9 protein-coding genes and 3 pseudogenes are annotated in these 16,159 nt (G+C 40.7%); 10 read left to right on the top strand and 2 right to left on the bottom strand.

What is annotated here, in order from left to right:
- Positions 1–2: 2 nt before the first annotated feature.
- Complete coding sequence (locus AC2TF5_RS23300) at positions 3–2,789, bottom strand: ATP-binding protein (protein ID WP_491299493.1); 2,787 nt, start codon at positions 2,787–2,789, stop codon at positions 3–5.
- Between the two features lie 283 nt (positions 2,790–3,072).
- Between AC2TF5_RS23300 and AC2TF5_RS23295 the strand changes: the two genes are divergently transcribed.
- From AC2TF5_RS23295 to AC2TF5_RS23250, 10 genes and pseudogenes are all read left to right on the top strand, one after another.
- A complete protein-coding gene (locus tag AC2TF5_RS23295) occupies positions 3,073–4,245 on the top strand; it encodes a DUF4317 domain-containing protein (RefSeq protein WP_491299492.1) in 1,173 nt (390 codons plus the stop codon).
- A 447-nt stretch (positions 4,246–4,692) separates the two neighbouring features.
- Positions 4,693–4,832 (top strand): annotated as a pseudogene (locus AC2TF5_RS23290) (ABC transporter ATP-binding protein); the annotation flags it as partial.
- A 486-nt stretch (positions 4,833–5,318) separates the two neighbouring features.
- Positions 5,319–6,527, top strand: a complete 1,209-nt coding sequence (locus AC2TF5_RS23285) for an acyltransferase (RefSeq protein WP_491299491.1) — start codon at positions 5,319–5,321, stop codon at positions 6,525–6,527.
- A 74-nt stretch (positions 6,528–6,601) separates the two neighbouring features.
- Positions 6,602–6,872 (top strand): annotated as a pseudogene (locus tag AC2TF5_RS23280) (ABC transporter permease); the annotation flags it as partial.
- 247 nt (positions 6,873–7,119) lie between these two features.
- On the top strand, positions 7,120–8,130 hold the full coding sequence (locus AC2TF5_RS23275; protein ID WP_491299490.1) for a Gfo/Idh/MocA family protein: 1,011 nt from the start codon (positions 7,120–7,122) through the stop codon (positions 8,128–8,130).
- A gap of 336 nt (positions 8,131–8,466) precedes the next feature.
- On the top strand, positions 8,467–9,561 hold the full coding sequence (locus tag AC2TF5_RS23270) for a hypothetical protein (protein WP_491299489.1): 1,095 nt from the start codon (positions 8,467–8,469) through the stop codon (positions 9,559–9,561).
- A gap of 69 nt (positions 9,562–9,630) precedes the next feature.
- The gene (locus AC2TF5_RS23265; protein WP_491299488.1) at positions 9,631–10,395 is read left to right on the top strand and encodes a helix-turn-helix domain-containing protein; all 765 of its coding nucleotides are present in this window, start codon (positions 9,631–9,633) and stop codon (positions 10,393–10,395) included.
- A gap of 29 nt (positions 10,396–10,424) precedes the next feature.
- The gene (locus AC2TF5_RS23260; RefSeq protein ID WP_491299487.1) at positions 10,425–11,123 is read left to right on the top strand and encodes a transglutaminase-like domain-containing protein; all 699 of its coding nucleotides are present in this window, start codon (positions 10,425–10,427) and stop codon (positions 11,121–11,123) included.
- A gap of 794 nt (positions 11,124–11,917) precedes the next feature.
- On the top strand, positions 11,918–12,622 hold the full coding sequence (locus AC2TF5_RS23255) for an ABC transporter ATP-binding protein (protein ID WP_208915719.1): 705 nt from the start codon (positions 11,918–11,920) through the stop codon (positions 12,620–12,622).
- Positions 12,623–12,624: 2 nt separating this feature from the next.
- A pseudogene (locus AC2TF5_RS23250) lies at positions 12,625–14,949 on the top strand (ABC transporter permease).
- A gap of 98 nt (positions 14,950–15,047) precedes the next feature.
- On the opposite strand, the gene AC2TF5_RS23245 reads toward AC2TF5_RS23250, so the two are convergent.
- Complete coding sequence (locus AC2TF5_RS23245) at positions 15,048–16,073, bottom strand: HIRAN domain-containing protein (protein WP_491299486.1); 1,026 nt, start codon at positions 16,071–16,073, stop codon at positions 15,048–15,050.
- Positions 16,074–16,159 lie beyond the last annotated feature (86 nt).

The raw sequence follows: 16,159 nt of genomic DNA, 5'->3' as shown, positions 1-16,159 counted from the left end.
TTTCACTCGTCCTCTTTTAACAATGTCATCTTTTTGATCTTCCGGTCAAGGTCATCTCTTTGCTTTAACAATAATTCTAATTTGGAGTTTTGGAACAATTTTTGGTTAAGCGTGTCCAGCAACTTGTCTCTATAAACAGGTTCTCCGATTTTATGAATTAAATGGCGTACTTTTTCAAAATAATTCACAGGTGCTATAGGCGTTTCATAATAACGACTCAACACTTCATCGATATTGACATGATCATCTTCAGTAGAACTAAGCCATTTACTAATATCCACAATTAATTCTCGGCTATATTCGCCTATGGTATAATCCATGAAAAAATTTTTTTTGAGGAGTTTGTGTATATTTTGGCCAAAGGTTTGCTCAAAATCCCTATCATCCTTAGAAAGATAAGTGATATCCTCGCTCAGAATATCAGAAATAATAAACGGCGAATTTGTCGTAATAACCACTTGAATTTTAGAACCTGAAGTGGTGCCATGTACAAAATCAATGAGCATTTTAATATATTTACGTTGCCATTCAGGATGGTAATAGAGTTCTCCCTCATCAATGAACAAAAGCGCGGTTTCTTCTTCTTGTAGTACCTCATCACTGCTGAATACATTAGCTCCAATTAGAGGTTCCAGACGTTCTGAGTATTTCTGATGACCTTCCAAAAACCAATAAAGCTTAGCTAGAAAAGAAAACTTAGCATGCTGCCCCGAGGAGAAGTATTCCAGTTTGGCATCAGGTGCTGTAAGAAACGGCTTTAAAGCTATAAGATTCTCGTTAAAATCAGTCCCCAGAAGTATTCTATCGTGCGGATCAGACAATTTGCTTTTCACAAGAAATTGCCTATCTTCCGGAATATCGAAATACATTCTCATTTTTTCTTTTGCTAAATGGTCTAAAAGCGCCAGTTGGTAACATAAATCCTTATTGACTGTTTTATTTGAATTCTCGTCTCTATTCTTGTCTCTTGTCATCTCTATAGCTTTTCGTTTTTCAATAAAACTTGAAGCTTCTGAATAATCGGCTTGCTTAAAATTGCCTAGAGACTTGGCTATATTCTCTTCTTTACTTTTATTGGGTCTTGATGCCAGTTCCTCGATACTAAAAAGGCTATCTTGATTAACGCTGAGCATATTTGAGAAATATACGACTTTGCTCAATTCATGGGCGCTTGCATAAGCTTTGTTATCAAAAGCTTTCGCTGTAGCAGTCGATACGTCATTAATATTTGTCAAATAATAAGGCTGACTTCCTAAGTGGAACACCACAAAAAATTCACTGCCTTTGTCCACAATATTATAGGCTTCATAATCGGATTGGCTGACACGCCCCTCCTTACAGGGGATCAGATTGTCAGTAATCAAATGAATGAGCCGGAAGAAAGTGCCTCTTAAAAAATCTACCGTACTGGTCTTCCCGGTTCCGTTCTTACCCACGATACATGATAGTGAGTGAATCCTTTTTCCATAAAAATGTGAAATATCAGGTGATTCCGATTTGACTTTTAGTTCATTGGTATTTTTGTCAAAGGTGAATTGATGATCAAAATCTAGCACCTGTTCATTCATTCCTCTGTAACGATTAAGATAGAGAAGAGAAAACGTCAATGGCTTATATGTATATTTCGTTTTCTTACTGTTGTTTTCGTTAACAAAATCCAGCATTTTTTGCTCTGTTTCTCTTGAGCGATAGTTATCTAACATCCAATCGCCGTAAACGAATTTAAAATTGATCTCAGTGCCTGGATTATTCACATAACTTATTGAAATCTTCTTTTCGGCAATGTTCAGACGCATGTTCATGACTACTTCTTCAGCTACAATAAATTGTCGATCCGTAGAACATTCATTTGTCCAATAAGCATAAACATGTTCTGGATGATCGTTAATAATCAGTCCAATCTTATCTACTGCCAGATTGTCCTCAAGATGGAGATAGTTCCGTATAAGATCTTTCTGGTTTGCATAGGTTTGATATAGACCGTAATTCATGGAATTTGCTAAAAGTAGACTGTCCAAATAACTGAATTTATACGTTTGTCTCTCTTCTTCATTTGTTATAGAAGCATTGTCAATAATCGTGAAAACTTGATGTCGATACACTTTTTCGTTAATAATTTTATAGAGTTGATACTTTTGCAGCAATTGGTCGATAATTTCTAAAGGCAAGCGGCCTATATTCTCACGAATTAATTGAATACCTTCAAATGCATAACCGAAATCGCTTGGCGTTCCGGCATTGGTAATATGTCGAAAGAGCGCATTGACGATATCATCCTTATTTTCTAATAAGCTATTATCAGTAGGGTAATATTTGCAGAGTAACTCGATCGCTATCTGATTGTCGGTGAAGCTCCCATAGAAGTTATTGTAAAAATCAACCAAACCTGAATAGAGTAATTTTTGTATGGATAAATCCTTCAAAATCTCCTTCGCAGATGTATTCCCCGTATTCTCAAGAGTAATGTAAAAACCATAAGCAACATGCCTTTGACGCAGCAAACGGATATAGTTTATCTCATCCTTAAGCTCATTGTGACATGAAATCATAGATATCATCAGTTTTTTAGCAAAATGCATCACATTATTTTCATATGTATCTGTCACAAAACTCTTGGAATTCTCTTCTTTTATAGCCTCTTCTTCCATATCAAATACATTATTGAGAATGGTTAAGAGTTGTTCTGCATCCACATCGTCAATATTTTCTAACAGTTTACGGCCTTTAGGGACATCGTTTTTAAAATAATGTATGGTGTTCTTAATGCGATTTAAACATTTTGGTTCCAAACCGGTTCGCTCCTTCTAATGTTTAGCCATGTTCAAACTGTACTTAATTAGTGCGAATAATTGAGGCTCAGAAAAAAGAAACTACGCCTCGCTAAATTTTTTTGCTGGATCAGACGCTTGCATGATAATTCAAGTAGTATTTAGGTCCTACTAAACTACAACAGTGTACACTGTAAGGCTGAATTTTTCTATATACGATGTATAAGTTGTGCCTGCTAGCGAAGGGTTTTTATTTCGTTTATACTGATAGAGCCAATTTACTTGAGGAGTTGTCTGACGAATCATGAACAAAAAAGAAGTCGCCAATATACGCAAGCAATTTAAGCTGGATCACGATTTACTGAATATTTACGATATTCTCAATGTCTATATTACGAAGGAAACGAATGAAATCTATCACTGGGAGCGCCTGCCGTTCGAACTGGTGGATCGGGAGAAGCAAGAGTTATACATGGGTAATTTCAAAAAACTGCTGACCGGCGAACTGGATCAAAAATTGTTCGAATTGAGGTTTCAGGAAGCAGCGGAGGAACCGGCGCAGGTACTGCTTCACCAAGCTCTCGTGTCGGGTGATCCGGAAGAATGGCAGGACTTGATGCTGATGCTTGTGGAGAGAATGCTGACGGATGCCAAATATGAGCGGGATATGGTGGTCACGTTCGTTCGGGGACAGTATTATTTGCCGACCAAGGCGAGAAACGATGAAGCGGAAGAGAGCGAGAAGAACGAGGTGTTCGCCCATCCGTTCATTTTATGCAGTGTGAATTCTACGGAGAAACAACGGAAGACTCTCTTGTTCGATTATGTGGAGAGGGAGTTCAAGTACAATGTCATTGTAGATCCGATTATCAAGTTAAGTACGCCGGAGCAAGGATTCCTGTACCCTAGCGTGACGGACAATTATTCCGATGTGAATCGTATTTTGTATTGTACGGGAAAATCGAATTTTCCGGATCCGCATTTTGTCGAACAGGTCTTGAACGGAGAAAGATCCGTGACGGCACTTGAAGAGCGAGCGATCTTCGAAGATATCGTCAAGGAAGTGGCCGGCGAACAGCTCGATTCAGCCACCATTGCACAGGTGTACGAGGAAATCAACCGGGTGATCGAAATTAACGAAGAGACGAAGGAGGAAGAACCTCCGAAGCTGGATTATAAAGATCTGGAGCGCGTACTGAACGCAAGCGGCGTAGAGGACGTGACGACCGAGAAGGTGGAGCGGGCATTCGAAACAATTGTGGACAACAAGAACTATGAAATGAAAGCAACCAGCGTCATGCCGAAGTTTACTTCCAAATCCATTAAGATCGAAACCAAGGTAGCTACGATTTCGGTTAGCCCGCAGGATTTAAGGTATGTAAAACAGGTGAATTTCCAAGGTAAACGCTGCATCATGATTGAAGTCGACGAGGATGCCGTCATCGAAGGCTTTACGCTTAGTACAGAGACGTTATAGACTCGTTCATCGTACAAGATTTAGCGTATTAGCAGGCGATATTGTTGAGTTGGAAGCCTGGAGAAAAGCTAGGTTTAACATGAGTAGAAGAGGCTTGTGTTGCAATTTCGGATGGGAAGCATAAGAGTCATGTAGGTGTTGTTCACCTATATGGCTCTTTTTGTGTTAAGTATGCTGCGGGAGAAGCGGCGACAAAGACGATAACTCCTTCTGAAGACCGATACGCAAATACATTGGCTGCAGGAAGCCACATCCATGAGGTGGGATATGATGGATACATGGAGTATAACTAGCGGTTAGCGAGCTGCAGTAGTTCTTAACAAGAGGTTGGGAATGGCGGGCAACCCATTTCAGAAAATTTCAATACGAGGAGATGTAAGAAGTGACAACGTTAATCGAATTCAGAAACGTAACCAAGGCATATCAAATCGGTGAAGTGACGATTCGCCGAATTTGAATGCGCTGGAGAACGTGGAATTTGCGACAAAGGTATGTAAGGACCATCTGGACGCCAGAGATATTTTGTTGGACTAGCGAATCGCATGAAAAACTTCCCTTCCCAGCTCTCTGGCGGCGAACAGCTTCGGTTTAAAACAACCCCGGTAGCTCCCTTGGAGAAGCCGGGGTTGTTTGTGTTTTCTTAAGCTTGGAAGAGGAGGTGCGAAGCAAGAGAAGGCCGAAAAGGCTGTTTTTTCAAAAACGCTATCATTTTTGATTCGTACATGCCTGTACGAAAGCTTGATATCAAACTGTACGATAATGGAGGGTACTTATGAAATCAAGTCGTCATCTACTTCGCGCCGAACCACACGTCCCCGGCGATGCCCCGGACGTACGTATCTTGACGCCGTATCGGCCTGCCGCAACGTTAGGCACGATCGCCTTGATTTCCGTATCCTCCCACGACGCGATGTTGGCGCCGCTTACAGCCGTTGTTCCGAAATAAACCGTTCCGGCCGTGCTGCCGAAGCCAGTCTTCTTTTTTGCTGACAAATCGCTAACTGTTATTTAAGGTTCATTTAATATTCGAAGGGTATACTTACGCATAACTGCTAATGAAGGAGGATGCATTCATGAGCAAACCGCGCATCGAGGAATGGACTCAGTTGCGAGCGCTTGCGTTTCTGGCTATCGTTATGCAGCACTCGATCGCCGAGTACATTTACAGAGCCGATATTGAACAACCCGACTCCATTATGCTGACAATGGTATACCATTTGACCCGTTTTGGAACCCCAACATTTGTGTTTTTGTCTGCAGTTTTGTTGTTTTACAATTATGGCGAGTATGGCAAGAAAATGAGTTATTTCAAATTTATCTGGAAGAGGCTTGGGGACGTCTATGTTCCTTTCCTTTGCTGGACCTTGATTTACTGGTTGTATGTTCACATATTTTCGCCTTCGTTTTGGCAGAAGGGTGGACAGGATTGGGGAAGCTTGCTGAAAGAGCTGGTCATCCCGCAAAACGGCTATCAGCTCTGGTTTATTAATATGATCATGCAGTTTTATATTTTCTTTCCCATTATGGCAGCGGTTTACCGGGGCGTTCGCGGCAAGCTTCACTCTTTGAGTGAACAGACTCGCAGCCGAAGCATTTTCGCGATCATAACTTGTACAGGCTTATTTTATTACGGATTGTTGTATCTATCATATTATCAGATGGGCCCCTGGGCAGAAGCGCTCGGGAGACCTTGGTCCGATTTGCTGCAGTACCGCAGCTATTCCTTTCTTATGTACGGGTTTTATTTTGTGATTGGTGCGGTATGTGCTGCAAACGTTGAGAAGTGGCGGACGTGGTGCACAAAGCTATTGCCATGGAGTGGACTTGTCTTTCTTGGCATGTATATCCGGCTTGGCTCTGATGTGCTGCGGGGTTCGGGAGAGGTCGTGAACCTGAATATTTCCACGTATCTCAAACCAGCAACCTTTATCATTATCATAGCGCAAATGCTGCTGTTATACGGTCTTTTGACCATGATGAAGAGCCGAAATAAAATGTTTTTGCGGCTGCTTTCATGGATCGGAAGGTATTCATTCGGAGGATATCTCGTACATGCCCTGGTTATTTACATCATCGCGAATTTTACCCGTCCTTTGGAGCTTGGAGGAAGCCATTTGAAGTTTACGCTGTTGACCTTTATGCTGACCGTGACGACATCGCTTGGAATCAGTTACATGTTGTCCCGTATGCCCGGTTCGCGCTGGATCGTCGGAGCCAAAAGGCGCGTGCCAAAGGAGGACGAATCCGAAGCGGAGTTTCGCGCCAAGGCCGCAATGTACTAATGGTTAAAATAAAAAATGCGCAAGTTCCGTTCATGCGGAGCTGCGCATTTTTTGGTTGTTGACGGCATGATCCCATCAGGCATAGGGATACGATCCAGATTCAATTTACCGCACCGGAGCTTAACCAAACAATTGTAGATATGAAGGTTCTGGATATATCCACACAGTATTCGAATCCGTCGTTCTACAGCACACCAAACTATGTGAAGAGCTGGGTATAGACTACGATCCTTCCTCGTTGTTAGTGAGCGTCCATAGCGCTGCAGATCTGGCGGGCGTTCGCAGCTTCTTTGAACAGGCCCCGCAGGTGGATACCATCGCAGACAAAATGATCTCAAGAAATCGTTGAAGGGTGTGGAGTGAATATTCCCACAAGCGCGTATCAAGAGATTACGGCTTAACCTGTTGTTCGAGGTGGTGCAGGAGCGGAGGATCGACCCGCGATGATGGCAAGGAAAGTCTGCCCATTCGGGCACTCTTTTTTGGTGCCCTTCTCCGCATATCTGAGTGTACGGGCAGTAGGACCTTGATCTATAATAGGGGACGTGCATGCAATGGCAAAATTCAATCGTCAATGGAATAGGAGAACAGGATGAACAAACAGAAAATGGCCGTCATCGGCTTAGGTCACATGGGCCGGATTATGATTCACCGATTACTGCCCCAATATGGTGAGAAGATCGAATTAGTCGCACTTTGCGACAGTGATGAGTCTAGTTTGCACAGGGAAGTCGAAGCAGCAGGAATTAGTCCCCGTCTGTACACCGACTACCGCCAGCTGCTGAACGAGGTTGCGCTTGACCTGGTGTATATCGCGGTTCCGCCGTCCCTGCATTATGACGTTGCCCAGATCGCATTTGAGAAAGGCATCCACGTCTTCTGCGAGAAGCCGCTTGCTAACAGCTTAACCGAAGCCCGGAGCCTGGTGGAGCTGGCAGAGAAGGCCGATGTGCTCCATGCCGTTCATTTCTCGCTTCCGCTCGACCCGGCCGTCCTGAAGCTGAAGGGATTAATTGAAGAGCAGGCGATCGGCCAGGTCCTCAAGATGGATCTATACCTGGAGTTTCCGCAGTGGCCGAGGTCTTGGCAGCAGAATCCATGGATCACCTCAAGACAGCAGGGCGGATATCTGCTGGAAGTTGGCATTCACTGGATCCAAATGATCCAGCAGGTGTTTGGTCCGATTACACATGTGAAGAGCGAGATCGAGTTTCCGCCGGATTCGAATCAGTCCGAAAGCCGTGTCCGGGCCGTTTTGCGATTACATAATGATATCGAGATTCACCTGTCTGGAACCGACCAACGGGAAGGGGAAGAACGTGTCTCCCTGGTGGTCCAAGGTGAGGAAGGAACCATGGCATTGGAAAACTGGCGCAACCTGTTCAGAAGCGGCAAGGATGCCGATCTTCAGCCTGTACCTGTGGACGACGTCGTTAGTCCGCTGCCGATCCTGAAGCAAATCATTCAGATTTTGAACGGAGAGCCTGGTCTCATCTATAATTTCTATGACGGGTATAACGCACAAGTTGTATTGGAAGCTCTGCGTAAGCCGGGTGAGGGCTTTACGGATTTAAGACCTCAATTGATGGGGGCTAAGCAGTAGAATTCTCGTGAACAATCGGAAACCGACCGCGGACATGAGGATAATATAAATTAAGAGGGGTGAGAACCCCTCTTTTGTTATTGTACCTATGTAGATGTTAAATGTCTGTAAAAGATGTGGAATTACGTAGCATGCAAAAAGTAACGCAGTCGGATTAGGCTGTGTTACTTTTTGTAATGTGGACGATTGCTAACGAAACAAATCGTTATAGCAGATATCGAGGACATATTGATTGTTTTCTCTCTATATCGATTTGTTCATTGATATAATGATTCTGGTGATGGCGAGGAAAAAAATGAAATACAGAATTCACGTTTATGCATAGGGGGTTGAATTATGGATGCTAAAGAAGTCAGACAAAATATCGAACAGATCAGAAACTCCAGAGACTTATGGACAGAGTTTGAATATCAAGCTCCAGACATAAACTATGTCAAACGGCATGCAGCAGCAGTTGCGATTCAATATGATTGGAAGCCTGAGGATTACGATTTAATCAAATTTTTAATGGAGAATGAGGTTGAGAGCAGGATTCATGATCCTTACCAAGGTTGTGGGGACTCTTTAACTCTTATTTCTTATTTGTTAGCAAAGTTCCGCAGGCCGGAAAATATATGGCTTTTTGAGAAAGCCAAATGCGCAAATTTTGATACATATTGTGGGTATTTTAATGAATTTATTTTTTCTGCCGGAGTTGAACTGACTTGCAAGTACCTTGAGGGGTTTGAACTTACCGAATCCAATAAATATCTGTTCGAACATAAGGACCAATTGAATTCACTTTTATCAGAGCAAGATATAGAAGATTTCTTTCATAGAATGACCTTATGGTTTCCCGATAGCATGGAAAAAGAGACAACTGAGAGTTTATTAGCAATGGCTATAGATTTTGACGACCTCGAAGAGGCTGAGAAACTTTTTGATCTCCTGGAAAAGCAAGCCGAACCTGACCTGAAGGCATTATATTATAGAGCTAAAGAATTGAAGAAATATGAAAAGGCCATTTTTTATAAACAGAAGGAATTAGAGTTGACTACTGACGCTCGGGATAAGGTATCATCCATCTTAGATATAACGGAACTGCATATTTTGAATAACGACTACATAAAAGCTTTTGAATCAGCACAATCGTGGGAACGACTTCTTACGCAATTTGATAGTTGGCAATACACCGGATTAGGCAGATCTATGAGTGAATCCTGGTTTGATATCTGTCTTGGTTTTTATAAAGAAAAGGATATCATTAGTGCACAGTTATGCTACCGGAATGGTGATTGGATGCTAAGAAAAACAAATCATTTTTATTTAAACGTTTTAGAAAAGGCGTTTGCCTGCAGCAAAGCTGTTGGGGATAGGAAGGGTATTCGTTTTTATAAAAAAGCAGTTAATAAGGAACAAAAAAGCATTGATAAAATGTTCAAAAAACGATGACATGGCTCTCGAATCGGGCGGATGTACAGTTGTGCCGAGTCCATGAAGAGATGAGCATGGGGTGATTGGATGATGATATTGTATGGGGCGGAGCATCACTTGCTGGTGATATCCAATACCATTGATGCGGAAGAACATAGGCATTCTTTTTTACAGTTGACCATTTCTTTGGAGGACGAATTTGAAATTGATGTAAAGGGACAAAGCTTGAGTTGCTCCGGCATCATTATCAATTCCAACGTGGTTCATCGGCTAAAAGGAGCGGGACACCCTTTGATTCTTCTTCTGATGGACAGCACCTCTGAGATGGCGGCAAGCTTTAAGCGATATATAGAGGGGCGGAAATATCATGTATTTCCTACTGGGATGATGAAGAACATTCGCGAATTTGTGCAAAAAGAGTATCCTGGCGTTAAGGATACGGACAGCTATCTTTCTTTTCTGGGACAACTCATGAAGCTATTGGGCGTGGAGCATGTAAATACAGCTATTGTCGATCCGAGAATAAGAGAGTTTATACAGCTTATAAAAGATTGCACTGACTCCGAGCACTCCGTAAGTCTATACGCCAGGCAAATGGGTTTGTCCAACAGCAGATTGTCGCATCTCTTTAAAGAAAATACAGGCATATCGCTTAGCGGATACATGCTGTTGCACAAGCTTCAGAAGGCAACTTATTTTATTTTTAAAGGGCTCAGCATTACGGATGCGGCTATGGCGGCGGGATTTGACAGTCCGTCGCATTTAGCCGCCACGAGCAAGCGGCTGCTAGGAATGACGGCGAAGGATATTCGCAAAGATAGCGTATTTTTAAAAGTTTCCTGCCTGCATTAACCGTACAATTGGTGCAGGAGGTGTTTCCAATGAGAGCATACTTGAAGGAAACGGAATTGCTGAACTATTCTCATCCACTGATCCGGCAAGTCATTCACAGTCGCAAGTGGGATCGTATGCCCAGGAAGGAACAAATTCTTGGCATTTATAACTACGTCCGTGACGAAATCCTGTTCGGCTATAACAGGGCGGATGATATTCCGGCATCGGAAGTATTGCAGAATGGCTATGGTCAGTGTAATACAAAGGGTGTGCTTTTTATGGGGTTGTTAAGGGCCGTGGGAGTGCCTTGCCGTATGCATGGATTTGCCATTGATAAAAAGCTGCAAAAGGGAGCGATGAAAGGGTGGTATTACCAACTGTCGCCCCGGGAGATCGTTCACAGCTGGGTTGAAGTGCTTTATGAAGGCAAGTGGTTGAATATCGAAGGGTTTATACTGGATATTCCCTACTTGACCAAGCTTCAGCAAAAATTCGGACAGTGTACGGGTTCATTTTGTGGTTACGGCGTTGCTACAGATAATTTTCAAAACCCGGAAATTTATTGGAATGAAAACGATACCTACGTCCAAAAGGAAGGAATCGTTCGGGATTTTGGGATTTACGACAGTCCCGATGCATTCTTCTCCGTTCATCAGCAAGGGCTCAGCCCGCTCAGGAAAACGATCTATAGCCAGGTCGTTCGGCATCTGATGAATCGGAATGTTAATCGCATAAGGCAGGGGTAATAACTGTTATTTGGATAAAGAGAAATTGCGTGCTTTAATTACCGCGATTGAAGGATTTGAACACACCTGAAGTCTTTTTTAATCCCTGTTTGTAAAAACTGACCTATCCTAAACCAGTTCACTGGGCGATAGAGAGCGGGAGGGAAGAAAATTCACTGAAGGAAAATGTATTGACCCGTCATACTTAAGTAAATTAGTAATGAGTCTATCGGAGTAGCCTTTTTTAGAGGTTGCTCCGTTTTTTTTGCTAGCAAGTCGAATTAACAATCGTAATTAGAGGCGGTTCAGTGCTGAAGCGGCGGCGAGATCAAACTCCGTCTGGAGACCGAAGCCAAAATACATCTACTGCAGGAAGCAACTTCTCTTGCTTGGTATATTATGGAATCAGAGCGTGAGGAGGTCGATTACTAGTGATCTAAGACCTGGGTGCCAGTCGGAATCACCTACGGACAGGTCCAAGATGCTATATAGATTGAACTAAAGAAAGGGATACTTCAACGAAGAAGGCGGAATTATTCTGGAGAAGCGCAGCGTGCGCCTAAAAGCTTTCCAAAGGAAAGCTCACATCGGAAGCATAAGCTGTCCCCAGATTTCAACGTTATATAAAGACATGAAAGAAATCTGGGGGCAAGAGCGATCGTAAGAATAATCCGCATTCGTAGTGATGCTCAGGCTACGAATCTTTAGTTCAACTTATATAGAAAGAAATTCAATTTGATTATTTCCATCTCTTTGAGAAACTGGGAATCGCGTCAAACCAAGCTTTAAAAATACGATACGAGGAGATGTAATAAGTGAAAAAGCTTATCGAATTCAAAGGAGTAACGAAAGAATACAATGTAGGAGAAGTGTCAATCAAGGCCCTTAATGGTGTGGATTTTTCCATATCGGAGGGAGAATTCGTCGTTATTTTGGGAGCAAGCGGCGCCGGTAAAAGTACGATTTTGAATATACTTGGCGGTATGGATACGCCTACCTCAGGTCAAGTGTTAGTTGGCGATCAAGAAATAACAAGATTGAGCGAAAAAAAATTAACAGTCTATCGCGGTGAGAAAGTTGGATTTGTATTCCAATTCTATAACTTAATTCCGAATTTGAACGCTCTAGAGAATGTTGAATTTGCCACTGAAGTATGTAAAAACCATCTGGATGCTAAAGATATTTTATATAAGGTTGGATTAAAGGAGCGTATGAAAAACTTCCCTTCCCAGCTCTCTGGAGGAGAACAACAAAGAGTTGCAATTGCCAGAGCTGTTGCAAAAAATCCTTTACTTTTACTTTGTGATGAACCAACCGGAGCTTTGGATTATGTGACAGGCAAGTCGGTCTTAAAGCTTCTTCAAGATTTGAACAGGGAAACGAACAAGTGTGTCGTTTTGGTCACCCATAATTCCGCAATTGCTCCTATGGCGGATAAGATTATTAAGGTTAAAAGCGGAATGATCGAGAGCGTTACGATTAATGATGAGAAACAAAGCGTTGAAGGGATTGAGTGGTAATTATGAAATTATTTTCGAAGTTATTAAGGAATGTAAAACAATCGATCGTTCAATTTATAGCCTTGGCTTTGGTTGTCGCAGTGGGCGCTTTTTTCTATGCGGGGCTGAATAGTTATAGCAATAAGCATCGTGCTTATACGGAGGCTTACTTTAAAGAACATCATTTAAGCGACTTAAATGTATATTACGGTCAAATTTCCAAAGACGATGTGGCTGGTTTAAATGTAATTGAAGGCATCAACAAAATAGAAGGACGTTATACCTTTGATGCGACGCAAACCTTTGAAGGTTATAAAGCTTCATTAAAAATCCATTCGATTCCTGTAAACAATGAAATCAATACGCCTACTATGATTGAGGGCAGTATTCCGTCAAAAAAGAATGAGGTCTTATTAGATTCCCATTATGCCAAAGAACATCATTATCAGGTCGGCGATCAAATCCGTATAAATACGAATGGAAGAGATGTTACGTTTACCATTAGCGGCTTGGGCGAGAATGTGGAATATATAAAAAAGAACCCCACGCAAGACCATAAGACTCACGGAATCGCTTATATTGCCGAAGAGACAATACCTGAAATCCGGGACGGCTTTTACTATAATGAAATCATGATTGATGCTCAAGAAGGTTACGATATTGACCAATTAGGCAAATCAATTGAAGGACAATCCAAACATCTTCCTTATTTAGACCAAGCAAGTAAGGAACGGACTTACGGTTATTCTCAAATAAAACAAACGATATATAACAATAGTATGATGAGTAAGGTTATACCTTTAGTTCTCTTTTTGATCTCCGCAATTATCCTGTTTCTTACCATGTCGAGGACAATCGATTCTGAACGAAATCAAGTAGGTATCATGAAGGCTTTGGGTGTAAAGAACCGAAACATCATGCTTCATTACATGGGATACCCTGTACTGGTAGGTATAGTAGGCTCAATCATAGGTTGTGCCATTGCCGCTACTGTATTCATTCCACTAGTAACTGCATCGAGTGCAAAGTCCTACACTCTGCCTGACATTACATTTTCACTTTCTTGGTTTTCGATTATACCGTCCATCATCTTTTCCAGCGCTTTTGGGATCCTGTCCGTATACTTAAGCGGCAGAACGATATTAAAAGAACGTGCGGCTCAGGCGATGCGTCCTAAACCGCCAAAGAAGATGAAAAAGCTGCTTATAGAAAGAGTTCCGGGTATTTGGAATCATATTTCCTACAGTTACAAGCTCATTTTGAGAAATATATTTTTAAATAAATAAAAAGCTTTAGTGAGCTCCATTGGCGTTGTTGTAAGCACAGTGTTATTGATAACTGCTTTGGGCACGCAATCGGCCTTGCTAAAAATAGCGAACCAAATCGAGGATGTTTATACCTACGATATACGAGTAGATTATAAGATCGGAACATCTTCTGATACGCTACAACTACCCTCCGATATTAAAAATAGTTATTTTACATCCACCTTTCCTGTTGAATTCATCAAAGGCGGTGATAAAGAAAATGCCACTTTAGTTGTGACTGAAAAAGAAAACAATCTCATTCATTTCTTTGACGAAAATGACAATCAGATATCTTTAGAAAATAATGGTGTGCTGGTACCCAAGTCTTACGCCGACAAATATCATATTGTAGAAGGGGATACCATCCCAATAAAGTTCACAGCACCAGAGCTTAAAAATAAATCTGTGGATATGAAGGTTTTACAAATATCTACACAGTATTCGAATCCCTCGTTTTATAGCACACCAGACTATTTAAAGAGCTTTGGCATAGACTATACTCCAACCTCGCTGTTAGTTGAAGCCAATAGCTCAACCGATCTTATAAGCGTCCGTAACTTTTTTGAACAAGATCCTCGTGTAGATACAATTGCAGATAAGAATGATCTAAAGAAATCAGCTCAATATATTTTGAAACAAAACAGTTTTATATTTATCATGTTTATCATTTGTGCCGTCATACTCTCCTTTGGCGCCATATATACGATATCTTCCATAAACATTTATGAAAGGAATCGTGAGCTTGCAACGCTTAAGGTATTAGGCTATCAAAAAAATAAAATAAACAGACTTATCTTTTTTGAAAACATCATACTAACCACCTTTGCGGTAATTGTAGCTTTACCGATAAGTGGCTATTTTTATACAATTATTGTAAAGGCACTGTCTAGTACCCATCAACAAATCCCAGATAAATTAAGTATTTTTATAATGCTGGTATCTGTTATGTTTGCATTCTTACTCACCATTCTCTCTAACTTATTACTTCGGAGAAAAGTGTCTCAAATCAATATGATTGAATCATTAAAAAGTGTAGAATAAAACTTTTAAGGTGAAGAGACAAAAATGGGAGTACTAGGATTTATTATCCTGATACTCCCACATAAATCAAAAGTCGATTACCCATTCAGATCCTAAATCTATATAAGAACTAATTGCTCATTTAAAAGACGACTTGAACCCATTTTTATTCGTTCTAATTTATTGAAAAAGTCAGCTTGCTCTCTTATATTCATCTCTAAATTCGATTTGATTTGGAGATGATAATTAATTGTCAAAATTGAGTATCTTTTTTCACCTATGTATTTTTCATTAATGCGTTCAAAAATATAGCTATTTTCTTCAAAGGGAATAGTCGTATATTTTATTTTCTGTGTTTCAATGTTATTTAATTCTTTTCTTAAGGTATCAAAATAGTTAGTTTCAAGTGCCTGTCGTTTTTTACTTAAATCATTAAGTGAGTCTTCACTTGTAATATAGACCGTATGGTATTGTTCTTGAACAACAACATCTTTCCTTAATGATTTAAATTGATAACGATCATCGCTATCGCGAGATACATATTTACTATATTCTCTCATTACGTAACCTATATCACTCAAAGCATTATTAGGAGTTACTTGCTCAAATGCCTTAACTAAATATATTTCCCTCTCAGATAACGGATTTCTTTCCTTGATATCATCAACATGAAAATTGGTAAGTTCATAACAAGCTACTAAATGTACTATAGGCTTATTAAGATCTGTTCCTAAACCATCTTTATATTGAATAATTCCAAAACATTCAATGTCATGTGTAGATTCCTCAGGCGAATCCTCATCATAAATAAAACCTTTAATATCTCCCATAACATAGCCAGCCTTATTCTGCGTGCTAATCGAAATTGTTACACTTTGTAAATCTTCCCCTCTATTATTAACAGATTTTACTTTTGCAAAAATACTTCCACCACTATCGAGATACTTCGCTAGTAATGGTGTGAATTCCTTTGGGACATACCCAATAGATTTCCTATTAGATAGGAATACCTTAATAGCATTTGAATCATACTCATTGTTTGGCTCTCGAACTAAATAAATTGTATCTCCATCAGTAGCATATCTTCTAATAATATTTGGACGATCCTCAAAGGTGACTCCAGATACATTAAATTCAATTTGCATAAAATCCTCCTAAATACTTATTTACTAATTTTACTATTATACTATGATACTTCTTTTATAAATTGGAGATTTATCAATAATAAGTA

Source organism: Paenibacillus sp. JNUCC 34, assembly GCF_058269055.1.
Note: the sequence above shows the minus strand (reverse complement) of the source record. Positions and strands in the feature narration are given on the sequence as shown.